The 20,833-nt window shown below is 66.7% G+C and carries 24 protein-coding genes; 6 read left to right on the plus strand and 18 right to left on the minus strand.

The window, feature by feature from the left end:
- Positions 1-84: 84 nt before the first annotated feature.
- The 3 genes from ABD923_RS15340 to ABD923_RS15350 all read right to left on the minus strand — a co-directional run bounded on the left by ABD923_RS15340 (position 85) and on the right by ABD923_RS15350 (position 3,931).
- The gene (locus ABD923_RS15340; RefSeq protein ID WP_259552695.1) at positions 85-1,095 is read right to left on the minus strand and encodes a molybdopterin-binding protein; all 1,011 of its coding nucleotides are present in this window, start codon (positions 1,093-1,095) and stop codon (positions 85-87) included.
- A complete protein-coding gene (locus ABD923_RS15345; protein ID WP_259552694.1) occupies positions 1,092-2,063 on the minus strand; it encodes an XdhC family protein in 972 nt (323 codons plus the stop codon). The genes ABD923_RS15340 and ABD923_RS15345 overlap by 4 nt, the downstream gene beginning before the upstream one ends.
- Before the next feature lie 119 nt (positions 2,064-2,182).
- Entirely contained in the window at positions 2,183-3,931 is a 1,749-nt protein-coding gene (locus tag ABD923_RS15350) for an OmpA family protein (protein ID WP_259552692.1), read from the minus strand.
- 139 nt (positions 3,932-4,070) lie between these two features.
- Between ABD923_RS15350 and ABD923_RS15355 the strand changes: the two genes are divergently transcribed.
- A complete protein-coding gene (locus ABD923_RS15355; protein ID WP_259552691.1) occupies positions 4,071-4,418 on the plus strand; it encodes a hypothetical protein in 348 nt (115 codons plus the stop codon).
- 6 nt (positions 4,419-4,424) lie between these two features.
- Here ABD923_RS15355 and ABD923_RS15360 read toward each other — a convergent pair whose 3' ends face one another.
- The 3 genes from ABD923_RS15360 to ABD923_RS15370 all read right to left on the minus strand — a co-directional run bounded on the left by ABD923_RS15360 (position 4,425) and on the right by ABD923_RS15370 (position 7,281).
- On the minus strand, positions 4,425-5,684 hold the full coding sequence (locus tag ABD923_RS15360; RefSeq protein ID WP_259552683.1) for a vWA domain-containing protein: 1,260 nt from the start codon (positions 5,682-5,684) through the stop codon (positions 4,425-4,427).
- A gap of 63 nt (positions 5,685-5,747) precedes the next feature.
- On the minus strand, positions 5,748-6,275 hold the full coding sequence (locus ABD923_RS15365; RefSeq protein ID WP_259552680.1) for a peptidase S1: 528 nt from the start codon (positions 6,273-6,275) through the stop codon (positions 5,748-5,750).
- Between the two features lie 100 nt (positions 6,276-6,375).
- Entirely contained in the window at positions 6,376-7,281 is a 906-nt protein-coding gene (locus tag ABD923_RS15370) for an AAA family ATPase (protein WP_259552678.1), read from the minus strand.
- 238 nt (positions 7,282-7,519) lie between these two features.
- Between ABD923_RS15370 and ABD923_RS15375 the strand changes: the two genes are divergently transcribed.
- Positions 7,520-8,434 carry a hypothetical protein gene (locus ABD923_RS15375; RefSeq protein WP_259552676.1) on the plus strand — a complete coding sequence of 305 codons (915 nt, stop codon included), beginning with the start codon at positions 7,520-7,522 and terminating at the stop codon, positions 8,432-8,434.
- Here ABD923_RS15375 and ureG read toward each other — a convergent pair.
- From ureG to ureC, 7 genes are all read right to left on the minus strand, one after another.
- Positions 8,431-9,045, minus strand: a complete 615-nt coding sequence (ureG, locus tag ABD923_RS15380; protein ID WP_259552675.1) for an urease accessory protein UreG — start codon at positions 9,043-9,045, stop codon at positions 8,431-8,433. The two genes, ABD923_RS15375 and ureG, sit on opposite strands and share 4 nt — an antisense overlap.
- Positions 9,046-9,090: 45 nt before the next feature.
- Positions 9,091-9,738 carry an urease accessory protein UreF gene (locus ABD923_RS15385; protein ID WP_222187012.1) on the minus strand — a complete coding sequence of 216 codons (648 nt, stop codon included), beginning with the start codon at positions 9,736-9,738 and terminating at the stop codon, positions 9,091-9,093.
- A complete protein-coding gene (locus ABD923_RS15390) occupies positions 9,731-10,024 on the minus strand; it encodes a YrhK family protein (RefSeq protein WP_222187011.1) in 294 nt (97 codons plus the stop codon). The genes ABD923_RS15385 and ABD923_RS15390 overlap by 8 nt, the downstream gene beginning before the upstream one ends.
- 9 nt (positions 10,025-10,033) lie before the next feature.
- Positions 10,034-10,555, minus strand: coding sequence for an urease accessory protein UreE (gene ureE, locus ABD923_RS15395; RefSeq protein ID WP_259552660.1), 522 nt, complete (start codon positions 10,553-10,555; stop codon positions 10,034-10,036).
- Complete coding sequence (locus ABD923_RS15400; RefSeq protein WP_259552658.1) at positions 10,552-11,142, minus strand: hypothetical protein; 591 nt, start codon at positions 11,140-11,142, stop codon at positions 10,552-10,554. Before ABD923_RS15400 ends, ureE begins: the two co-directional genes overlap by 4 nt.
- A gap of 312 nt (positions 11,143-11,454) precedes the next feature.
- On the minus strand, positions 11,455-11,667 hold the full coding sequence (locus tag ABD923_RS15405) for a DUF1127 domain-containing protein (RefSeq protein ID WP_259552657.1): 213 nt from the start codon (positions 11,665-11,667) through the stop codon (positions 11,455-11,457).
- Between the two features lie 321 nt (positions 11,668-11,988).
- Entirely contained in the window at positions 11,989-13,698 is a 1,710-nt protein-coding gene (gene ureC / locus ABD923_RS15410; protein ID WP_259552655.1) for an urease subunit alpha, read from the minus strand.
- A gap of 107 nt (positions 13,699-13,805) precedes the next feature.
- Between ureC and ABD923_RS15415 the strand changes: the two genes are divergently transcribed.
- Positions 13,806-13,946: a hypothetical protein gene (locus tag ABD923_RS15415; RefSeq protein ID WP_259552653.1), complete on the plus strand. Its 141-nt coding sequence runs from the start codon at positions 13,806-13,808 to the stop codon at positions 13,944-13,946.
- Positions 13,947-14,158: 212 nt separating this feature from the next.
- On the opposite strand, the gene ABD923_RS15420 is transcribed toward ABD923_RS15415, so the two are convergent.
- From ABD923_RS15420 to ABD923_RS15440, 5 genes are all read right to left on the minus strand, one after another.
- Positions 14,159-14,554: a carboxymuconolactone decarboxylase family protein gene (locus tag ABD923_RS15420; RefSeq protein ID WP_259552650.1), complete on the minus strand. Its 396-nt coding sequence runs from the start codon at positions 14,552-14,554 to the stop codon at positions 14,159-14,161.
- 1 nt (position 14,555) lies between these two features.
- Complete coding sequence (locus tag ABD923_RS15425) at positions 14,556-15,386, minus strand: cyclase family protein (protein ID WP_259552628.1); 831 nt, start codon at positions 15,384-15,386, stop codon at positions 14,556-14,558.
- Positions 15,387-15,465: 79 nt separating this feature from the next.
- Positions 15,466-15,771, minus strand: coding sequence for an urease subunit beta (locus tag ABD923_RS15430; protein WP_222187003.1), 306 nt, complete (start codon positions 15,769-15,771; stop codon positions 15,466-15,468).
- Between the two features lie 73 nt (positions 15,772-15,844).
- Positions 15,845-16,147, minus strand: a complete 303-nt coding sequence (locus ABD923_RS15435; protein ID WP_222187002.1) for an urease subunit gamma — start codon at positions 16,145-16,147, stop codon at positions 15,845-15,847.
- A 25-nt stretch (positions 16,148-16,172) separates the two neighbouring features.
- Positions 16,173-17,015 carry an urease accessory protein UreD gene (locus tag ABD923_RS15440; RefSeq protein ID WP_345229524.1) on the minus strand — a complete coding sequence of 281 codons (843 nt, stop codon included), beginning with the start codon at positions 17,013-17,015 and terminating at the stop codon, positions 16,173-16,175.
- A 169-nt stretch (positions 17,016-17,184) separates the two neighbouring features.
- Between ABD923_RS15440 and pyrC the strand changes: the two genes are divergently transcribed.
- The 3 genes from pyrC (at position 17,185) to ABD923_RS15455 (ending at position 20,699) form a co-directional block, all read left to right on the plus strand.
- Positions 17,185-18,228, plus strand: a complete 1,044-nt coding sequence (gene pyrC, locus ABD923_RS15445) for a dihydroorotase (RefSeq protein ID WP_259552588.1) — start codon at positions 17,185-17,187, stop codon at positions 18,226-18,228.
- A gap of 41 nt (positions 18,229-18,269) precedes the next feature.
- On the plus strand, positions 18,270-18,950 hold the full coding sequence (locus ABD923_RS15450; protein ID WP_259552586.1) for an orotate phosphoribosyltransferase: 681 nt from the start codon (positions 18,270-18,272) through the stop codon (positions 18,948-18,950).
- 237 nt (positions 18,951-19,187) lie between these two features.
- Entirely contained in the window at positions 19,188-20,699 is a 1,512-nt protein-coding gene (locus ABD923_RS15455) for a replicative DNA helicase (protein ID WP_259552578.1), read from the plus strand.
- The last annotated feature ends 134 nt before the right edge of the window (positions 20,700-20,833 follow it).

Below are 20,833 nucleotides of genomic sequence, written 5' to 3' on the forward strand. Positions count from 1 at the left end.
GTGTCCGTTCGCAAACCGGACAATAGCGCGGATCGCGCCGTTTCCAGTTCGCGAATGCGCGGCCCCTGTGCGGCAACGCGCGGCTCAGTCCCGGCGTGGGCCGTCGCGTGGCTGCGGGCGTGTGGGGATTTCCTTGAGCAATCCGCCAACGCCCATGGCGGCGATATCCTCGGCGGAGACCGGCACACCGCAGGCGATCCGTTCCAGCACCCAATCCGCCCCGTTCAGCGCAGGCGAGCGGGCGCACCCCGGCAGGCCGATGACGGGCACCTTCCCCAGCGACCCGAGAAACAACAGGTTGCCGGGATCGACCGGCATCCCGAAGCGGGTCAGTATGCCGCCTGCGCGAACCAGCCCCGCCGGGGCCTCGTCGCACACATCTGAGGTGGCCGAGGCTGTCAGGATCAGCGCGAGGTCCGTCCCGAGGCGGGCCAGCGCATCGGCAATCGCGGCGGCGCTGTGGTCCACATGCTGCGTGTCGGCCAGGGACATGCCCAAGGCCTCCAGCCGCCCGGAAATCGCCTTGATGGCCTTGGCATCGGGCTTGGGCGGCATGGCCTCGGTCTGCGTGATGATCAGGCCCGCCGTCTTCAAGACCGGCTTGCGGCGGATCAAGGCCCCCTGCCCCGCGGCGCAGGCCCGGGTCAAGGCGCTCTCGGGCACGGCGTAGGAGATGATCTTGACGGTGCCGACCATCATCCCCTCGGTCACGCGCTGCCAGGGGGGCACGGTCGCCAGCGTGATCATCGGATCGACCCGGTTCAGCGCATGGATCGCCCCGGCCTCCAGCGCGATGACGCCGGGACCGGTGGCGCGGATATTGACGCGGCCCGTGAAGGCGGGATCGAGGCGCAGGCCCGCCGCCTCGGGGTCGGGCACCAGGGCGCGGGCAAGGCGCAGCGCCGCATCGTTTTCGGCCACGTCACCGGGATCGAGTTGCGCCACGGTGACCTCGCTCATCCCGGCATCGGCCAGCAGCGCAAGATCATCGCCGGAGAAGCGGTGCCCCTTCTTGAACCGCCTGTCGCCCACGCGCAGGCTGTAGGCGAGGATACCGCCCGCGGCCTCGGCCAGTGGCACCGGGCCGAACCTCATCCCTTGCGCAGCCGTTGCGTGACCTCGGCGAGGATCGACACGGCGATCTCGGCCGGGCCGCGCGCCCCGATATCGAGGCCCACCGGCGCATGGATGCGCGAGATCTCGTCCTCGGAGAACCCCGCTTCGCTCAAGCGGTCCACGCGCTTGGCATGGGTGCGGGTGGAGCCGAGGCAGCCGAGGTAGAACACGTCCGAGCGCAGCGCGCGCATGATCGCCGGATCGTCCAGTTTCGGGTCATGGGTCAGCGTCACGACGGCCACGCGCGGGTCGAGGCCGAGCGCGTCCAGCGCCTCGTCCGGCCAATCCTCGACGATGGGTTCGCCGGGAAAGCGCGCCTCGGCCCCGAAGGCGGGTCGCGGATCGACAAGGATGGGGTCGTAGCCCGCGATCCGCGCCATGGGCAACAGCGCCTGCGCGATATGGACCGCGCCCACGACGATTATCCGCAGGGGCGGGCTGTGGACATGGACGAAGGTCCGGCCGTCCTCTTCCATGCCCGAGCGGTCCATGCGGAACCGGTCGGGCCAAGCGTCGGCCGGATCGAGACGGCGCTCACCGGTTTCGGTGTTCAGCACGTAGGCCACCGGGCGACGGGCCGCGCGGGCCGCAACGAGGTCTTCCAGAAGCTCTGCGGGAAGTGCGCCACCCACGGGCTCCAACCAGACCCGGATGCGCCCGCCACAGGCAAGGCCCACGGCAAAGGCCTGGTCGTCGGAGACCCCGAATTCCAGCATCTGACCGGCACCCGACCCCACCGCGTCCATCGCCTCGACCACGACCGCGCCCTCGACGCAACCGCCCGAGACCGACCCCTCCATCTCGCCCGCGCCGGAAATCACCAGCTGGCTGCCCACGGGCCGGGGCGCGCTGCCCCATGTCTCGACCACGGTGGCCAGCACCGCGCCCTTGCCCGCCCGATGCCAGTCGAGCGCGATCTCGGGCATGTTCTCCAGATCGTGAGCCATGATGCGCACCTCCCCGGCCCCCACCCTAGCCGGGCGCGGGCGGCGTTCAAGTGGACAGGACAAACCCCGGCGCGCGGGACCGCGCCGGGGCAGACTTGCCAAGACCGCTTCGCTGCGGGTCAGTCGGCGTGCGCGACCTGCAACAGCGGCGTGATGCGGCGTACGACCACGCGGCGGTTGGCGCGTTCGGCCTCGGCCGTGGACACCCTCAGATCGCTTTCGCCATAGCCCTGAAGCACCATGTTCGCCGGCGACACGCCGAAATACTCGGTCAGGGCGCGGGCCACCGACTCGGCGCGGCGATCGGACAGCGTGAGGTTGCTGACCGCGCTACCCACGGCATCGGTATGGCCCTCGATCAGGAAGACCTCGCCGGGGTTTTCGTCGATCAAGCCGGTCATCAGTTGCCCCAGGTCAAAGAGCGCCTCGGCCTGCCCCGGCTGGATGGCGGCAGAGCCGGTCTCGAAGGTGATGTTCTCGACCTGCACCGCGGGCGCGAGGTAGCGCACGCGCTCAATCTGGCGCACCTGGTTCAGCGAAAAGCCACGGTCGATCGCAGCCTGCTCCATCAGCGCGGCGCGCAGGGCATCCTCGTTGCCCGGCTCGATGCGCGGGGCTGCGGCCCGGTCGGGTTCCGGCAGGGTCGAGACATCGACGGGCGCAACGGCCACGGTGTCGTCGAACAGAACGGTTTCACGACCATCGGGCGAGACGACAAGGCGGCGCACGACACGGGCCTCGGCATTGCGGATGGTGATGACGGTGGAGCCATCGGGTTGCAGCACCTCGGTCCGGCTGGACCCGTCGGCGTAGTTGCGCGTCGTCACCTCGGCGCCGGGCTGGCGGAGGATGGCGTCGTCATCGCGCAACACTTGCAGGTTGCCGTCCGGGTCCTGCACCACCACCCGGTCCGGCGCGGTGCTGACCACCTCGCGGTTGCCGTTGAGAAGCGAGCCTATGACAAGGGCGCCCGCAGCACCCAGCAGCGCGCCTTCGAGAAAGCCCGGCCCGTCATCGTCGCGATTGCGTGCGGTCCCGGCAGCCCGGTCTCCGGCGGGGGCACCTGCCTCGGCCTCGGTGAAATCCTCGTCCGAGCGGCGGGCCGTGTCCTCGGTGACGGTCTCGGTCGTTTCCTCGACCACCTCGGCATCTTCGCCCCCGGCCATGGTGTCTTCGGCTTCGCCGGTGGCGGCCTCTTCGGCGGCGAGGTTGGTTTCGGGCAGGCCCGGCGTTTCCTCCTCGACCTCAACGACCACGTCGGCCTCGGGTTCAGACGCCCCCTCGGCATCCGGCGCGGGGTCGACGGTTTCGACCGGAGCGGTGTCAGCCGGCGCGGTCCCCGGCTCGGCCGCGCCTTCTTCGGTCAACGCCTCTTGCATTTCCTCGGGAGAGCGCACTGGCGCGTCCCCGGTCTGCGGCGCAGGGGCGCCCTCGTCCACGATCTCTTCGGACGGCGGCGTTTCGGCAGGCTGCTCCGCCCGTTCATTCGGCCTTTCGGCGGGGCGGGGTTCCGGCACCCCGCTGTCTTCCGGTGCGGCGCTCTCGGCCTCGGGGGCTGCCGGTTCGGGGGCTGCTTCGGTCGCCGGGGCCTCGGGGGCTGGCAGAACCTCCTCGACCACTTCACCTGCGCTGTCCACGGCTCCGCCGACGGCCTCCGCGCCCTCTTCCATGGCCTCGCCCGCGTCGTCCAGCACCTCGGCGGCGCCATTCAGAACGCCCTGTTCGGCCTGCGCGGCGCACTCCTCGGGCGACAGACCCGGCGGGCATTCGATGGGGGCCGCGTCCTGTGCAACCAGCGGCGACGGGACGGGCAGCGCCAGCGCGAGGCTGGCCACGAGGGCGGTGGTGGTCGTCAGATTGCGGCGCATGGGGCCTCCGATCGGTTCGTTCAGATTGCTGGATCAACGTCCCTTCGGTGGGACGGTTCCCATGGCACAACGCGCCCTTGCGCCCGGCTGGCGGATTTCCGCCAGATGCTTTCACGCGCGAATGTGATACGTATTCTCCATGTGGTTTCGCCGTTTTTCACCCGTCCTGATCTGCCTCGCCCTTGGCGCGTGCCAAGACACTGGCGCGTCCGACGAAGTCGACCCTTTCGCTCCGCCCACCGAGCAGGAGATCGCGGACTGCGCCGCGTCGGGTGGCTATATCGGCTCGGGCGGGTTGATGCCCTGGGCCTGCCGCTACGATCTTTCGGATGGGGGGCAGGCCTGCACGCGGTCAACGGATTGCGAGGGGATGTGCCTTGTGAACCCGGAGGCGAACCGCGGGGAATGCGCTGCCGTCTCTCCCGTCTTCGGTTGCGTCGGCATGCTGGACGAGCGCGGCGAGCGGGTCGAGATCTGCATCGATTGAGGGCGCTCAGTCGGCTAGCAGCTTCATCAACCGGGCCTTTTCGCCGGTGTCGTCGGGGCGGCAGACCGCCTCGGCCAGGCCGGACAGCGCCGCGATGTTGTGGCCGGCGCGGAAGCTGTCGACATGGGGCAGCATGGCGCGGATGCCGGCGGCCTTGGGCGCGAACCCGTCCCAGCGCAGCAGCGGATTCACCCAGATCAGGCGGCGCGAGGACAGGTGCAACCGCTCCATCGCGGCGGCCAGCCGTTCGGGCTCATCCCGGTCCAGCCCGTCGGTGATCAGCAGCACGACCGCGCCCTGCCCCAGAACCCGGCGCGACCAGTCGCGGTTGAACTCTTCGAGGCAGGACCCGATCCGCGTGCCGCCCTCCCAATCCTGCGCTTCGGCCCCGGCGGCGGCCAGCGCCGCATCGACATCGCGCTGCGCAAGGTGGCGGGTGATGTTCGTCAACCGCGTGCCGAAGGTGAAGGCGTGCACCTTGGCCCAGCCCGCGCCCTTCTGGTTGGCGACCGCGTGCAGGAAATGCAGCACCGCCCGCGAGTAGGACGACATGGAGCCGGAGATATCGCACAGGCAGACCAGCGCGGGCCAGCGGGTGCGCGGATGCTTGGTGTTGAAATCCACGACCTCGCCCCCCCGGCGCAGCGCCCCGCGCATGGTCGCGCGCCAATCGGGGCGGCGGCCGTGATGCGAGGCCTCGGTCCGGCGGCTCTTCAAGGGCTTCACGGCCAGCGTCATGCGGGCGAGCATGCGCTTCGCCTCGGCCATTTCCGACAGCGACATCTGCTCGAAATCGAGGGTTTTCAGCCGTTCCTCGCGGCTCATGGTCAGGGTGGCGTCCACCTCGATCTCGGTGCCCTGGTCCTCGGGCTGGTCGATCTCGGGGGCCTCCTGCGCCACGCCATGCAAAAGGGCCTCGGCGGCGCGTTTCTCGGCGGGTTTCGCGGTGCGTTCCTCGGCCACGCCGCGCACGGCGGGCAGCATCAGCGACATCATGTGTTCGAGGAACCGCGGGTCGCGCCAGTAGAGGCGAAAGAGCTGGTCGAAGGCGTGCCGATGCTCGGGGCGCGAGGTGAAACAGGCCTGAAGCGTGTAATAGAAATCGGCCCGGTCGGTGAAGCCCGCCGCCTCGACCGCGCGGATGGCGTCGGCCACCCGACCCGGCCCTGCGGGCAGGCCGGCGTTGCGCAGCGCCCGCGCGAAATGCGTGATGTTGCGCACCAGTTGCGGACGCTCAGGCAATTCGAGGGGGGCAAGTTCGACCATGGCTGAAAAAGAAAGCCCCCCGCCCTCTGCGTCAAGGGCGGGAGGCCATCTGAGCGTGCCGCATCAGTTGATGGCGTATTCCGTCACGAACAGCACGGCAGGGTTGTTCGACGAGCGCTGGTAGCTGCCGGTCCAGATGTCATACTGCCCGGTCAGCGGCTGGAAGAAGGTGATGGCCGAGTTGAAGCCACGCCCGGGGTAATCGTCATTGTAGTGCCACGACCCGTCGGGCGCGTTGATCAGCAGGACGGTATCGACATTCGACCGTGCCTCGAGCACGAAGGACAACTGCCCCGTCGGCGAGGACCCGCCAGTATTGGGATTTCTGTTGTAAAACAGCCGGAAATCGGGCCGCGTCACCACCCAGCCGGGCCATTGACCGCCCGAGCAGTTGGACAGGCTGACCCGCCCGCCAGCGGTCAGGTTGCGAGAATACGGATCGGGCAGGAAGCCCGCGTTCAGCGTATGCGACCCGAACACCGTGGGATTGTTGTAGCTGGGGCAGCCTTGCGCGCTGGCCGTGTTGGCCGAGACGCCGACGGCGCCAAGCGCCAGCACGAAGGCGGCGGCGATACGAATGAGAAAACGCATGGGGCAGACTCCCTGATCGGATTGATTACGTTAAGTTAACCAACCAGATCACGCCCCTGTCAAAGAAAACCCGCATGGGTTGAACGCCGCACGGTCCCGGTCAGGCCGGTCCGGCCTCGGCGGCGAGATCGTCGAGCAAGCGCTTGGCCTCGGAGCCTTGCAGTTTCTGGATATCGTCCTGGTATTTCAGGATCGCACCCAGCGTGTCGGCGATGACCTCGGGGCTGAGTTCGATCACGTCCAGCGCCAGCAGGCATTTCGCCCAGTCGATGGTCTCGGCGACCCCGGGGCGCTTGAACAGATCCTCGGTGCGCAGGCGCTGCACGAAGCCCACGACCTGCCGCGACAACGCCTCGGAGGCTTCGGGCACGCGCGCGGCAAGGATCGCCAGTTCGCGCTCGATATCGGGGTAATCCACCCAGTGATAGAGGCAGCGGCGCTTGAGCGCGTCATGCACTTCGCGCGTGCGGTTCGAGGTCAGGATGACGATGGGCGGCTCGGGCGCCTTGATCGTGCCCAGTTCGGGAATGGTCACCTGGAAATCCGAGAGAGCCTCCAGCAGGAAGGCCTCGAACGGTTCATCGGTGCGGTCCAGCTCGTCGATCAGCAGGACGGGGGGCCCCGCCGGGTCGGGCCGCATGGCCTGCAAAAGCGGGCGTTCGATCAGGTAATCGGCACTGAAAAGTTCCTCGCGCAGCACGTCCTTGTCGGCACTGCCCTCCGCCTCGGCCGAACGGATCGCGACCATTTGCGCGGCGAAGTTCCATTCGTACACGGCGCTCGCGGCGTCCAGACCCTCGTAGCATTGCAGGCGGATCAGGCGGCGGCCGAGGGCGGCGGCGATGGCCTTGGCAATCTCGGTCTTGCCGGTGCCCGCCTCCCCTTCGAGGAACAACGGGCGTCCAAGGGTCAGGCCCAGGTAGACCACGGTCGCCAGCGATCGGCCACAGACATAGCCCTGCTGGCCCAGAACCTCCTGCACCTCGTCGATACTGGATGGCAACATGTCGGATCGTCCTCCCCTTCCGGCCGTGGCGCCCATCAAGGCCGTCGCCCCCGCGCGGGTCAACCCCCGGAGCGGCGGGCCGGATGCCCCGCGTGAACACTGTGTTTCCCAAACGGGCGTCAGTCGCCACGGTCTGCCCAGAATTTGTCAAATGCCCTCCACAGCTTTGCATCAATCGCCCCTCAGAACGGATGCAACGGGCTGGAAGACGGCCCGGCGAGCAGATACTCAGGATGACATGACCCGATTGCAGGACACCAACGAGGCCGACCTCCCCTCACATGGCAGGACCCGCGCTGCGTGGCTGAAGCATTTGAGCGACGTCGGCTCCGGGCACGGTTTTTTCGAACGGGTGGGCGCCGATCACATGGCCCTGTTCGTCGAGGAAAGCGAGACGCTGCTGGTAAGCTTCGACCGGGCCGAGCGGGTCTATGCCGAAACACGGGACGGGATGCCGGCCGGGTTCGAGATGGTCGTGCGGCGCGAATGGTCCTTCCTGTCGATCCTGTCGATGGGCGACACGCGGTTTCGCGACGACGATCTTTCTCTGATGTTCGAAACGCTGCTCGACAATGGCGTTTTCGACACGTTCAAACGCGTCTTCTTCCTCGGCCTTGGCCCGGTCTGTGGGCACGCGGCCTGCTGCTACTCGTCCGCAGCACCCGGCGCGCGCGTGATCGCCAGCCGCCCGGCGGCGCGTGTTGACCAAGGGGCGGGCGGCAACACACGCTTTGCGGACGCATCCGCGCTCCTGTCGGGCTCGGACGCGGCAACGATCCTGTTCGACTCGAAAGAAGCGGGCGCGCCGGAAAATTTCGCGCGCTTCTCGGGGTCGAACGTGGTGCGTGTTGACCTGCCGCATTGCGGCTCGGCGCTGGAAACCATGATCCACGAGGATGACCTGGCCCCGCCGATGTTCCGCGCCCTTGGAAACAACCGTCTCGACGCCGCGCGGGTGCGAGAAATCCTGCGTCCCTCGAAGCGCCGCAACGGGTCCTACCTGATGCGCCTGGCGGAAGCCGCGCTGAATGCCGGACAAACCCGCCGCGCCGCCACCATTGCCCGCTACGCGCTGGACGCCACGGGAGAGCAGCGGTTTCGCACCCTTCTGTCACTGACCGGTGAGCCGATCAAGGACGCGGCGACGGCCTAAAGACCGCCCGCGTCGCGGATGAACGCGACGACCTCATCGACGCCACGCCCGTCCCGAAGGCTCGCCATCACGAAGGGCCGTTCGCCGCGCGCCGCCGCCGCATCGCTTTGCAACAGCTCGGCATCGACGCCCACGTAAGGGGCCAGATCGACCTTGTTCACGATCAGCAGGTCCGACCGGGTGACGCCCGGCCCCTTCTTGCGCGGGATGTCCTGCCCGGCGGCGGTGTCGATGACGTAAAGCGTCAGGTCCGCCAGTTCGGGCGAGAAGGTCGCGGCCAGGTTGTCGCCGCCGGATTCGATCAGGATGACGTCGAGATCGGGGATCTTCTCGCGAAACTCCGCCACGGCGGCAAGGTTGATCGAGGCATCTTCGCGGATCGCGGTATGCGGGCAGCCGCCGGTTTCCACCCCCTTGATGCGCTCTGCGGGAAGCGCCTGCGCGCGCAACAGGAACTCCGCGTCTTCGCTGGTGTAGATGTCGTTGGTGATGACCGCGACCGAGTAGTCGCGCGCCATCGCCCGGCAAAGTTTTTCGGTCAGGGTCGTCTTGCCGGCCCCGACCGGGCCGCCGATGCCCACCCGAAGCGGGCCGTTCACGCTTTTGCTCATTGCCTCATCCTGTCCTTCTTGTCGCTTGCTGTCGCGGTTTCCGGCTCATGTCCGGAAGATCCGCACCTCCAGCCCTTCATGTTCCATCGTGGCCAAGTCCGCGCCGAAGGCCGCCGCGCCGAGATGGTCTTCGACCGCCATCGCATCGAGCCTGGCCAAATCGCCCGCCAGCGCCGCGATACGCGGCTGAAGCGCGGCCTGTATCCGCTGCCCCTCGGCCTGCCCGAGCGGCACGAACCGCACGGCGACCGACACCAGGCTGGCCGCCAAGGCTTGCAGATAGAGCGCGGCGACTACCTCGTGCGGCACGTTCAGAGCGCGTGCGGCCATACCAACGGCAACCGGGTAAGGCCGCGCCACGCCATTCCCGCCGCGCATGGCGGCCACCGTCTCCGCGAAGGCGGCGCCCATGGCGCGGGTTTCTTCCCAGCGTTCGGCGGACCCGGCGAGGGCGCGGGCCAGATCGGCCATCTCGTCCGCATCGCGCCCGGACAGAACGGCCAGCAGGATCAGCGCATCATTGCGCCCTGCCCCGACCTCGATCACCGTCGCGATCCAGTCCCGCGCCGTTTCGCCGTCATGAACCCGACCATGCGTGATCTCGGCCTCAAGCCCGTGGGAATAGGCATAGGCCGACACCGGAAAGGCCGGCGACAACCATTGCGTCAGGCTCAGCAGATCGGTCTCAGTCATCACCCGGCTCCTTGAGGCGCTCGGCCAGCGTCTCGACTTTGCCGAGCCGTGCATAATGCACCTCACGCGCCAGGCGGATGGTGGGCTTTGCCGCGAAGAAGAGCGACCCGATCAGGAAACACCATGTGCCGGGGATCTGCCATGCCTCGGAAAAGAACATGACCGAGCCGATGACAAACAGCGCCGCGGCGGTGAAATCGACGCCCGTATAGGCGATTTCGTAGGCGGCATAGAGGCGCGCCTGTTGCGGGCTGTCATGGCTGCGACCGGAATTGAACAGGCTCATGGGCAGCGGTCAGTGGGCATGGTCGTGGCTATGCGCATGACCATGGTCGTGGTCATGATCATGGTGATGATCGTGGGAATGGCCGTGATCGTGGCCATGGGTGCGGCCATGGCCATAGGCCCCGCCTTCGGGTGTGAAGGGCGCGGTGACAGGTTCCACCCCGGCGCCGAGACGGGCCAGCATGTCCTTCAACACGTGATCGTCGCGGATCAGCAGGTGATCGCCCGCAACCTGGCAGGGCGTGTGGCGGTTGCCGATATGCCAGGCCAAACGCGCCAGGTCGCCCGTGATCTTCAAAAGCGGCTCGGGCGCTGCGACGACCTCGAACAGCGCGCCATCTTCAGCCTCCAGCGCATCGCCCGCGTCGAGGGACAGGGTCTCGGGCAGATCGACCATGAGATGACCGCCCGCCTCGGTGTGCAGCCGCTTGCGGCGCAGGAACCGCGCCTCGTAATCCAGCACGAGGCGGCCTGCGGCCTCTCCGCTCCAGTCTCCTGCGCGGCGCACGCGCCCTGCCTTCGGATCGCTCATTCCATAACCTCCACAGCCGTCGGTGTCAGCGCGGCGAGGACTCTGCCGTCCAGCCGCTGTTCCAGCATCACCGCGAAGCCCAGCGCGGTGAAATAGATGAAATCGGTCTCAAGCCGCTGTCCTGACAGCGTCTGGGACTGGGACAACTCCAGCAGGTCATAGCTGCACTCGCCAAGGACAAGCGGGGCCGCCGCGCGCCATTCATACCGGCTGGGCTCCGGCGGGCGCGTGCCGTCGGTTTCCATCACCTCCCACACCACACCCGGCGCGGGCGGCGGCGCAGTGGCATAGGACGGATCATAGGTGAACGCGATCACCTCGTCAGACCCGTCGTTTTGCAGGCGCAGGGGGTAAATGCCGCGCCCCATCTCGACCGATTGGCCGGGGGTCCCAAGCTCCCACGTGAAGAAGGCGATCAGGGTATCTGGGGCGTCCGTCGCGCGCATGAGCCAGAAGCCGCCATTGTCGAAATCGACCCGGATCCCCGCCGCGAGGTCCGCCGCCGTGGCGCAATCGGCCCGGAGCGGCGATGCAGCGACCGCGGCCAGAAGGGCCGCAGCGGTGGAAATGGCGGGCAGTCGCGACATGGGCCCCCTTGCTGCGCGGATCAAACGTCAAACAGGTTTCGCAACACGATACGGGGGTTATCGGCGCGTGCAATCCCGATCGCGCCGCGTTCTGCGAGTTAACGGGAAGCTTCCGCCAAGAGCGGGGAAGACGTTTCGACGTGTGGCTCGGGGCATGACAGGTCGCGTGCTGTGTCGGGTGCGGCCACTGCGGAAAAAGCGCGCCGGAAGCACCCCGTCAAAAGACGAAAAAAGGGGGATGGGTTTACCCGCCCCCCTTGGAACTCGTCAATGGCACAGGCCCAAGCATGGGCAGCGCAGAAATCGCTTATCTCAAAGCCCGATCAGATCGCGGAAGACGTAGCGCGGGATCGCGTCGCGGCTCAGGCCACGGGCGGCGAGGTCATCGTCGCCCATCGCGTTCAGCCGCTCGATCTGGGTCATGCGCGAGCGCGCGGCTGCCGACATGGACAAGCCAAGCCCGATGCCAGAGAAGAGGCGGGAAAACGGTCTGCGCCCCGCGGGTTGGAAAGAAATATCAGCCATCTGGAACACTCCGTTTGCGTGACGGGCCTGTTCCTCCCTATGGCTTGGAATCTAGGCACTTGCCCCTTTTCTGACCACCGACGGTTGGGCAACCCCGCCATGCGCGCAGGGTATGACAGGAACACTGACCTAGACTCGGGTCATGGCGGCGATACGGGCAAAGGACATCACGTCGCGCTGCGCTCAGACACCCCAGCGCGCGGATCGGATTTCACGACCGCGCGCAAGGCCAGATGCCTTCGAATAGTCCGCCCGCGCTGTCATGGGCAGGCCCGGAGGCTCTGCCGCGCATGTCAGCGCACGACGTTCGTCCATGACCCTTCAGTACATGAAGTAGCGTTGCGCCATCGGCAGGGATTGCGCGGGCTCGCAGGTCAAAAGCTCTCCGTCCGCGCGCACCTCGTAGGTTTCGGGATCGACCTCGACCTTGGGCGTGGCGGAATTGTGGATCAGGTCCGATTTGCGCAGTTTGCGGATGCCTTCCACCGCGACCGTCTCTTTCGCGATTCCGAGGCTGTCACCGATCCCGGCGGCTTGTGCGGCCTGGCTCACGAAGATGACGGACGACCGCTCGACCGCGCGGCCGAAACTGCCGAACATGGGGCGCGAATAGACCGGCTGCGGCGTGGGGATCGAGGCGTTCGGATCACCCATCTGCGCGACGGCAATGGACCCGCCGACCAGCACCATTTCGGGCTTCACGCCGAAAAAGGCCGGGGTCCAGATCACCAGATCCGCGCGTTTGCCCACCTCGATCGAGCCGATCTGCGTGCTCATCCCATGCACGATGGCCGGGTTGATCGTGTATTTCGCGACGTAGCGCTTCACGCGGAAATTGTCGTTGTCCCCTCTTTCCTCGGACAGGCGACCGCGCTGCTTCTTCATCTTGTCGGCGGTCTGCCAGGTGCGGATGATGACCTCGCCCACCCGGCCCATTGCCTGGCTGTCCGATGCCATGACGCTGAACGCGCCCATGTCGTGCAGGATATCCTCGGCCGCAATGGTCTCCTTGCGGATGCGGCTTTCGGCGAAGGCCACATCCTCGGGGATCGCCTTGTCGAGGTGATGGCAGACCATGAGCATGTCGAGATGCTCTTCCAGCGTGTTCACCGTGTAGGGCATGGTCGGGTTGGTCGAAGACGGCAGGATATTCTCGTAGCCCACGACCTTCATGATGTCGGGCGCGTGCCCGCCCCCTGCCCCCTCGGTGTGGAAGGCGTGGATGGTGCGGTCGCCGATGGCGGCCAGCGTGTTCTCGACGAAGCCCGACTCGTTCAACGTGTCGGTGTGGATCATCACCTGCACGTCCATGTCATCGGCCACCGACAGGCAGCAATCGATGGCGCCGGGCGTGGTGCCCCAATCCTCGTGCAGTTTCATGGCGCAGGCGCCCGCGTTCACCATCTCGACCAGCGCCTCGGGCCGCGAGGCGTTGCCCTTGGACGACAGACCGAGGTTCACCGGGAAGGCGTCGAAGCTTTGCAGCATCCGCCCGATATGCCACGGCCCCGGCGTGCAGGTGGTGGCGAGCGTGCCATGCGCCGGGCCGGTGCCGCCGCCCAGCATCGTCGTGACGCCCGAGTGGATCGCGTCGTCGATCTGCTGCGGGCAGATGAAATGGATATGCGCGTCAAACCCGCCGGCGGTGACGATCCGCCCCTCGCCCGCGATGGCCTCGGTTCCCGGTCCGATGATGATATCGACATTCGGCTGGGTGTCGGGGTTGCCCGCCTTGCCAATGGCCGCGATGCGCCCGTCTTTCAGCCCGATATCGGCCTTGTAGATGCCTGTATGGTCCACGATCAGCGCGTTGGTGATGACCGTGTCCACCGCGCCGCCCGCGCGGGTGACCTGGCTTTGGCCCATGCCGTCGCGGATGACCTTGCCGCCGCCGAATTTCACCTCTTCGCCGTAAGTGGTCAGGTCACGCTCGACCTCGATGATCAGGTCGGTATCGGCCAGCCGCACCCTGTCACCCGTGGTGGGGCCATACATGTCGGCATAGGTTGTGCGGGGGATACGGGTGGGCATGTTAGTCCTCGTCGAGAAAATCTGCGTTCAGGAAAATCCCGCCGCAGCTAGCGCTTCTGATGTGATTGATGGGGTGTCGAAGTGGTATCGTCACAGGAGACTTCGGCATGGATCTGCAGGAGCTGCAACTTGAACGTGAAAGGCTCAGGGCGCGAAATTTTCGAACGGTCGTGGTAGCGTCTTGCATTCTTGCCTGCACGTTCATCAAAAAAGTCGATCTGCTGGCGCTGATTGCGCTTTTTCAATGATACCCGATCCCAAAGCTGCGCCCCGAGCGGCATCGACGGGCCGCGGTGCGTCGATCCGACGGTCGAGCGACTGCGCTTTATGTCAGCCAAATCCGCACGCCACTCGAACGGCGCACCAAGCCCAACCAAATCGACGCGCCGGGGGGCGGCCCGTCGATGGCGCGGCGCGCTACGCGCTTGGTTCCGCGCCTGGGTGCGTTGCCCACCCATCCTCACGCCTTGAACACCTCGTCCACCTCGACCTGCATCGCGGTGACCAGACCGTTGGTCTGCATCGCGGTGCCGATCACGGCCAGCAGCTCCATATGCATCGCGTCGCTCATGCCCTTGGCCTTGGCCTGCGCGGTGTGGGAGTGGATGCAATACTGGCAGGCGTTGGCAACCGAGACCGCGACGTAGATCATCTCTTTCGTCAGCGGGTCCAACTCGCCAGGGCCCATCAGCACCTTCAGGCGGTCCCAGATCTCGCGCAGGCGGGCCGGATCATGGGCCATCGCGCGCCAGAAATTGTTGACGTAATCCGTGCCCCTCAGGGCACGGATCTCGGCGAAGACCTCTGCCGCCTCGGGCGACAGCTCCTCATCACTCAGCAGGGGCACGGTTCCCATGTCAGGCCAGCCCCATGATCCGGGCCGGGCCACCGGTGCCGCCGCGCACCTTGGGCGCGCCAACCATCAATGTGCCGCCCGCCGCCGGCATGTTATCCAGGCCCGCAAGGCATTCGATGCCGTAGCGCCCCGCCGGCAGCCACGCGTAATGGGTGGCGAAATCGGCCGAGGGCCCGTGATCGAGCGACAGGGTATCCACCGCGATACAGGCGGCGTTGGTTTCCTCAAGCAGCATCTGCGTCGCCTCGATATGGAACCCCGGAAAATGCAGCGATCCGCCGCGCGCGGCATCGGCGCCCCGGAATTCATCGGTGCCCACCTTGTCGGCCCAGCCCGAATTCATCGCCACGCAGGCGCCATCGGGGATATCGCCGTGCTCGGAAATCCAGGTTGTCAGGTCGTCGGGCGTCACCTGCGTATCGCGGTCCTCGGCCGCACGGGCGCGGATGTCGATCACGCAGAGCGGACAGGCGAGGTTTTCGACCGGGATCTCGGCCACCGATTGCCCGTCAGCCGAGAAATGCAGCGGCGCGTCGATATGGGTGCCGGTATGTTCGTTCACCGTCAGGACATAGAGGTTGTAGCCATCCGCCGCGAAATCGAACTGCTTGTCATAGGAGATGCCGGGCACGCCGCCGAAGGTCGGAAACTCCTCGGACAGCTCATGCGTCATGTCCATCACCGTGCGCGGGGCCTGTGCAAAGGCCTGTTTCGGGGCCACTAGGCCGCCCGCCGCAGCAGCACCGGCCGCCATGGCCGCGCCACCCTTGAAGAAATTGCGGCGCGACAGCATCCGCTCCTTCACCTTGTTCATCACGCAAATATCGCACATGACACGTCTCTCCCTTTGTGGTTGTTGCCGTTCGGTCTTGCCGCCGATCGGGTTTGCCGTCTGTCCCGCCTCGCCGTGATCAAAGCCCTCCCTGCACCTTTTGGTTGAAGCCCCAGACGGCCCGCGCCCCGCCATAGGGAACAAGCTGCACCTCGCGGGTCTGGCCGGGTTCGAACCGCACGGCGGTGCCTGCGGCGATATCGAGGCGCATCCCCCGCGCCGCGTCACGGTCGAAGGACAGCGCGCTGTTGGTTTCCGCGAAATGGTAGTGGCTGCCGACCTGCACCGGTCGGTCGCCCGTGTTGGAGACCTCCAGAACCAGCGCCTCGGCGCCCGCGTTCAACTCGATCTCGCCGGGGGCGGTCATCACTTCACCGGGGATCATGGCATTCTCCTGCAGTCGGGGGTCCGACGCGGGGTCCGGAACATCGTTTCAACTCCTTTGCCCTGTGTCGCGTTCAGCGGATGGGATGGTGGACGGTGACCAGCTTGGTGCCGTCGGGAAACGTGGCCTCGACCTGCACGTCATGGATCATCTCGGGCACGCCCTCCATGCATTGATCGGCGGTGACGACATGGGCCCCGGCCTCCATCAGGTCGGCGACCGAGCGCCCGTCGCGGGCCCCTTCGACCACGAAATCGGTGATCAGCGCGATGGCCTCGGGGTGGTTCAGCTTCACGCCGCGCAACAGGCGGTTGCGCGCCACCATGGCGGCCAGGCTGATCAGCAATTTGTCTTTCTCGCGGGGGGAGAGGTTCATCGCGTTCTTGCGTCCTTCGTCGTCGTCAGATCTGCCAGACCCGTGGCAGGGGCCGGTTGGTGAGAACAGGGATCGCGCGGGCCAGCGCGCGGCGGAGGGGATAGGCCTGGGCGGCCATGAAACGGGCCGTCAGCCGCCCCTCCCAGGCCGAGGCGGCGGCGCGCACGGGACCATCCGTCGGCAAGGCCCCGCGCAGGCGGTCCAGCCGGTCGGTGGCATCGCGCGCCATGAGGGTCAGGGTGGCGAGAGTCGTCGCGCCATTTAGACCGGCAGAGCCCGGGCGCACCAGATCGTCGGCCCCCAGCCGGATCGCTTCGACCATGTCCAGCCGTCCACCGCGCCTCACCTGCCGCCGGTCGCTCAGATGAAGCCGTGTCAGCGTTTCGCCCATGGCCGCGCGCCCCAGAACGAGGGTTTCCAGCAGCACAAGCTCGGCATCCTCGGCCATGTCGACCGTCAGGCGGCGGTCCAGTGCGGCGCCTTCGAACAGGATCAGTTCCTGCGGCAGCCAGTCGAGCACCGCGCCCGCGCCAAGTGCAAGATGCGTGTCGATCCGCCCTACGCCGCCGCTGGCGCGATAGGCCCGTTCCGCTGTCTGGGTGGTGCCGGTGGCCGTCGCCCCTGCCCCGATCTCCAGAGTGTAAGACAGGCGATCGCCCCCGGTGATCCCGCCCGCCGTGTTGAGGAAAACGACCTCCGGGGCGCGGCCATGCATGCGCGGCAGCATCGCCTTGGCCGAGCCGGCCTGCGCCAGGTCCTTCACCCCGGCGCGCGGGCCTTCGCCCAGCCGAACCATGGCACGGCCATGCACACGCTGATGGCGCGTCTGGGGGGCTACGGCTGCGGCGGGTTGGGCGAGATCGAACATCTTGGGCCCGAGCCTAGGCCCGCCGCTTTGCGCAAGGCAAGCACGGCATCGGGTCATTCGCCACCCATACGCGCAATTGCCCAAGAAACGGGCAACTGGCCTATGCGCCCGCCCCCTGTGGCGACACGCGCGCTTTGCACGACCGCCCCGCATGGTGTAGCGCATCGCCATGACCCAAAGCCTGACCATCCGCCGCCCCGACGATTGGCACCTCCATCTGCGCGACGGCGCGATGATGGAAGGCGTCCTGCCCGAAACGGCCCGCCATTTCGGCCGCGCCATCATCATGCCCAACCTCGTGCCGCCGGTGGTCACGGGCGACGACGCCCGCGCCTATCGCGACCGCATCCTGGCCGCGCTGCCCGCCAGCATGACGTTCGAGCCGTTGATGACGCTCTACCTGACCGAGGCGACCGACCCCGCCGACGTCGCCGCCGCCCATGCCGAGGGGCTGGTGCACGCGGTCAAGCTCTACCCGGCCGGGGCCACCACGAATTCCGCCTCTGGCGTGCGCGATTTCGACAAGGTCATGGGCGTGCTGGAGAAAATGGCCGAGATCGGCCTGCCGCTCTGCATCCATGGCGAGGTGACGACACCCGAGGTGGATATCTTCGACCGCGAGCAGGTGTTCCTCGAAACCGTGCTGGAGCCGCTGCGCCAACGCGTGCCCGGGTTGAAGGTGACGCTGGAACACATCACCACCAGTCACGGCATCGACTATGTCGCGGGCGCGGATGGCGATATCGCGGGCACGATCACGACGCATCACCTGATGATCAACCGCAACCACATCCTCGTGGGCGGGATCAAACCGCATTACTACTGCCTGCCAGTTGCCAAGCGCGCGACCCACCAGGCGGCGCTGCGCAAGGCGGCGACTTCGGGCAATCCGCGCTTTTTCCTGGGAACCGACAGCGCGCCCCATGCCGACCCGGCCAAGGAATCGGCCTGCGGCTGCGCGGGGTGCTTCACGGCAACCAACACGCTGTCCTGCCTTGCCCATGTCTTCGAGGAGGAAGGCGCCCTCGACAAGCTGGAAGGCTTCGCATCGCTTTTCGGGCCGGTGCGCTACGGCCTCGCCCCGAACGAGGGCACCGTGACGCTGGAAAAACGCGACACGCCGGTGGACACCCCCGCCAAGATCGACACCGGCGCGGGCCCCGTGACCGTCTTCGACCCGGGCCACCCGCTCCACTGGCACGTGATCGCCTAAGCCTTCACCTTTCTTTCACATACGCAAACCGGATGGCCGCCATGATCCCCACCACCTATCCCGATGATGCGCAGATGGCGCAGATGGCCGCGCGCATGCTGCTCGATATCCGCGCGGTGCATTTCAACACCGATGAGCTCTTCACCCATGCCAGCGGCAAACAGGCGCCCACCTATATCGACTGCCGCAAGCTGATCTCCTATCCGCGCATCCGCTCCACGCTGATGGACTTCCTGACCTGCAAGGTCATGCGCGCCGCCGGGCTGGAGGCGTTCGACAATATCGCCGGTGGCGAAACCGCGGGCATCCCCTTTGCCGCGCTGGTGGCCGAGCGCATGGCGCTGCCCATGTCCTATGTGCGCAAGAAGCCCAAGGGCTACGGCCGCGCCGCCCAGATCGAGGGCGAGATGCGCGAGGGCGAGCGCGTGCTGCTGGTCGAGGACCTGACGACCGATGGCGGCTCCAAGCTGAAATTCGTGGACGCGATCCGGACAGCGGGCGCGGAATGCGCCCATACCGCCGTGATCTTCTATTACGGGGTCTTCCCGGAAACCGAGGCGCGGCTGGCCGAACACGGGGTCTCGCTGCATTGGCTGACCACATGGGCCGATGTCATCGCCGAGGCCCGCCGTGGCGGGGATTTCACCGAAGACACCCTGTCCGACGTGGAGCGATTCCTGTCCGATCCCGAGGGTTGGCGCGCAGAGCGCGGGCTGACCTGAGACCGGACGCGCTTTTATCGCGGAAGGCGTGGCGAATCCGACACGTCAGGGTCACCTGACAGCGATATATTGCGGCTTTTGACGGTATGGCCACGTTATGTTGTGGCCGCGCCGAAGGTTGCGCGATAGCCTGAGTTACCCACAGCTTATCCAGATTGACCGGCCCGCACCGTGCGAGTCTATACCCGTGGCTCACATCGCCGCGTTTGCAGACCGGGCGATCAGAGGGGGAATGGCATGACCACATTGGTACCGGTTCCGACCGGCGGTCAGGACGAGGCCAGCGCAGGGAACGACTCGCCGCCGCTGCCGCATAACATCGAGGCCGAGCAACAGCTTCTGGGCGCGATCCTGAGCGCCAATGACGTGCTCGACCGGGTCGACGACCTTGTGAAGCCCGAGCATTTCTTCGATCCGGTGCATCGCGAGATCTTCACCATGGCGGCGGGCCGCATCGCCAAGGGCCTCGCCACGGACGCCACCACGCTCAAGAATTTCGCCTCCGATATCGTCGGCCTGAAAGAGCTTGGCGGCGCGGAATACCTCGTGAAGCTCCAGCTTGCGGCCATCGCGACCTCGGCGGCGCGCGACTATGCGCAACTGATCCATGATCTTGCCGTGCGGCGCGAGCTGATCGCGCTTGGCGCCAATATCTCGGAACGCGCGCGCGCCATGCGTGACGACATCAGCCCCGATGAGCAGATCGTCGAGGCCGAAAGCGACCTCTTCAAACTCGCCTCCTCGGGCACGACCAATCGCGGCTTCCAGTCCTTCCTGCGCGCGCTGCACGACGCGGTGCAAATGGCCAATGCCGCCCATAACCGGCAGGGGCAGTTGGCCGGGGTCTCGACCGGGTTGACCGATCTCGACCGGATGCTTGGCGGCTTGCACGAATCCGACCTTCTGATCCTCGCCGGACGTCCTTCGATGGGGAAAACCTCGTTGGCGACCAACATCGCCTATAACGTCGCCAAGGCGTGGAAGCAGGGGCAGAAGGAAGACGGCAGTCACGGCACCATCGAGGGCGGTGTCGTGGGCTTTTTCAGCCTTGAGATGTCCTCGGCCCAGCTGGCGCAGCGGATCCTGTCCGAGGCGGCCGAGATCCCCTCGGAACTGATCCGGAAGGGCGACCTGACCGAGGAAGAATTTCAACGATATCTGAGGGCTGCGGGCGAACTTGAACGTTGTCCGCTTTACATCGACGACACGCCCGCCCTGCCCATCGGACAGGTCGCCGCCCGCGCGCGGCGCCTGAAACGCTCGCCCCAGGGGCTCGACCTGCTGGTGATCGACTACCTGCAGCTTCTGCGCGGCTCGGCCAACAACCGCGACAACCGCGTGAACGAGATTTCCGAGATCACCCAGGGCCTCAAGGCCATCGCCAAGGAATTGAACATTCCCGTCATCGCCCTGTCGCAGCTCTCGCGACAGGTGGAACAGCGCGAGGACAAACGCCCGCAGCTCAGCGACCTGCGTGAATCCGGCTCGATCGAACAGGACGCGGACGTGGTGATGTTCGTCTACCGGGGCGAGTACTACAAGGAACGCGAGAAGCCGGGCGAAGAGAACCTCGAAGCCATGACCAAGTGGCAGCAGGACATGGAGCAGCTCCATGGCAAGGCCGAGGTCATCATCGGCAAGCAGCGCCACGGCCCGGTCGGCTCGGTCGAGCTCAGCTTCGATGGCCGCTACACGCGCTTCGGCAACCTCGTCAAACCCTGGCAGCAGGGCAGCGGCGACGGGTTCTGACCCGCCCCATCTTTATCCTTCAAATATGCAACGGTGCGGCACGCACCGGCACGGCAAGGGGGTCAAGACCCCTTGTCGTGCGCCAAGTCGCGCGTGCGCGGCGCAATGCGCCTTGACCCGGGCGCGTGCAGGTC

The organism is [Roseibacterium] beibuensis (assembly GCF_039542305.1).
Lineage (GTDB): Bacteria > Pseudomonadota > Alphaproteobacteria > Rhodobacterales > Rhodobacteraceae > Roseibacterium > Roseibacterium beibuensis.

What these genes read in the sequence shown, in the direction of transcription:
- ABD923_RS15340 (WP_259552695.1), bottom strand. Translation starts at nt 1,095, where the DNA reads ATGAGGTTCGGCCCGGTGCCACTGGCCGAGGCCGCGGGCGGTATCCTC.
- ABD923_RS15345 (WP_259552694.1), bottom strand. Translation starts at nt 2,063, where the DNA reads ATGGCTCACGATCTGGAGAACATGCCCGAGATCGCGCTCGACTGGCAT.
- ABD923_RS15350 (WP_259552692.1), bottom strand. Translation starts at nt 3,931, where the DNA reads ATGCGCCGCAATCTGACGACCACCACCGCCCTCGTGGCCAGCCTCGCG.
- ABD923_RS15355 (WP_259552691.1), top strand. Translation starts at nt 4,071, where the DNA reads ATGTGGTTTCGCCGTTTTTCACCCGTCCTGATCTGCCTCGCCCTTGGC.
- ABD923_RS15360 (WP_259552683.1), bottom strand. Translation starts at nt 5,684, where the DNA reads ATGGTCGAACTTGCCCCCCTCGAATTGCCTGAGCGTCCGCAACTGGTG.
- ABD923_RS15365 (WP_259552680.1), bottom strand. Translation starts at nt 6,275, where the DNA reads ATGCGTTTTCTCATTCGTATCGCCGCCGCCTTCGTGCTGGCGCTTGGC.
- ABD923_RS15370 (WP_259552678.1), bottom strand. Translation starts at nt 7,281, where the DNA reads ATGTTGCCATCCAGTATCGACGAGGTGCAGGAGGTTCTGGGCCAGCAG.
- ABD923_RS15375 (WP_259552676.1), top strand. Translation starts at nt 7,520, where the DNA reads ATGACCCGATTGCAGGACACCAACGAGGCCGACCTCCCCTCACATGGC.
- ureG (WP_259552675.1), bottom strand. Translation starts at nt 9,045, where the DNA reads ATGAGCAAAAGCGTGAACGGCCCGCTTCGGGTGGGCATCGGCGGCCCG.
- ABD923_RS15385 (WP_222187012.1), bottom strand. Translation starts at nt 9,738, where the DNA reads ATGACTGAGACCGATCTGCTGAGCCTGACGCAATGGTTGTCGCCGGCC.
- ABD923_RS15390 (WP_222187011.1), bottom strand. Translation starts at nt 10,024, where the DNA reads ATGAGCCTGTTCAATTCCGGTCGCAGCCATGACAGCCCGCAACAGGCG.
- ureE (WP_259552660.1), bottom strand. Translation starts at nt 10,555, where the DNA reads ATGAGCGATCCGAAGGCAGGGCGCGTGCGCCGCGCAGGAGACTGGAGC.
- ABD923_RS15400 (WP_259552658.1), bottom strand. Translation starts at nt 11,142, where the DNA reads ATGTCGCGACTGCCCGCCATTTCCACCGCTGCGGCCCTTCTGGCCGCG.
- ABD923_RS15405 (WP_259552657.1), bottom strand. Translation starts at nt 11,667, where the DNA reads ATGGCTGATATTTCTTTCCAACCCGCGGGGCGCAGACCGTTTTCCCGC.
- ureC (WP_259552655.1), bottom strand. Translation starts at nt 13,698, where the DNA reads ATGCCCACCCGTATCCCCCGCACAACCTATGCCGACATGTATGGCCCC.
- ABD923_RS15415 (WP_259552653.1), top strand. Translation starts at nt 13,806, where the DNA reads ATGGATCTGCAGGAGCTGCAACTTGAACGTGAAAGGCTCAGGGCGCGA.
- ABD923_RS15420 (WP_259552650.1), bottom strand. Translation starts at nt 14,554, where the DNA reads ATGGGAACCGTGCCCCTGCTGAGTGATGAGGAGCTGTCGCCCGAGGCG.
- ABD923_RS15425 (WP_259552628.1), bottom strand. Translation starts at nt 15,386, where the DNA reads ATGTGCGATATTTGCGTGATGAACAAGGTGAAGGAGCGGATGCTGTCG.
- ABD923_RS15430 (WP_222187003.1), bottom strand. Translation starts at nt 15,771, where the DNA reads ATGATCCCCGGTGAAGTGATGACCGCCCCCGGCGAGATCGAGTTGAAC.
- ABD923_RS15435 (WP_222187002.1), bottom strand. Translation starts at nt 16,147, where the DNA reads ATGAACCTCTCCCCCCGCGAGAAAGACAAATTGCTGATCAGCCTGGCC.
- ABD923_RS15440 (WP_345229524.1), bottom strand. Translation starts at nt 17,015, where the DNA reads ATGTTCGATCTCGCCCAACCCGCCGCAGCCGTAGCCCCCCAGACGCGC.
- pyrC (WP_259552588.1), top strand. Translation starts at nt 17,185, where the DNA reads ATGACCCAAAGCCTGACCATCCGCCGCCCCGACGATTGGCACCTCCAT.
- ABD923_RS15450 (WP_259552586.1), top strand. Translation starts at nt 18,270, where the DNA reads ATGATCCCCACCACCTATCCCGATGATGCGCAGATGGCGCAGATGGCC.
- ABD923_RS15455 (WP_259552578.1), top strand. Translation starts at nt 19,188, where the DNA reads ATGACCACATTGGTACCGGTTCCGACCGGCGGTCAGGACGAGGCCAGC.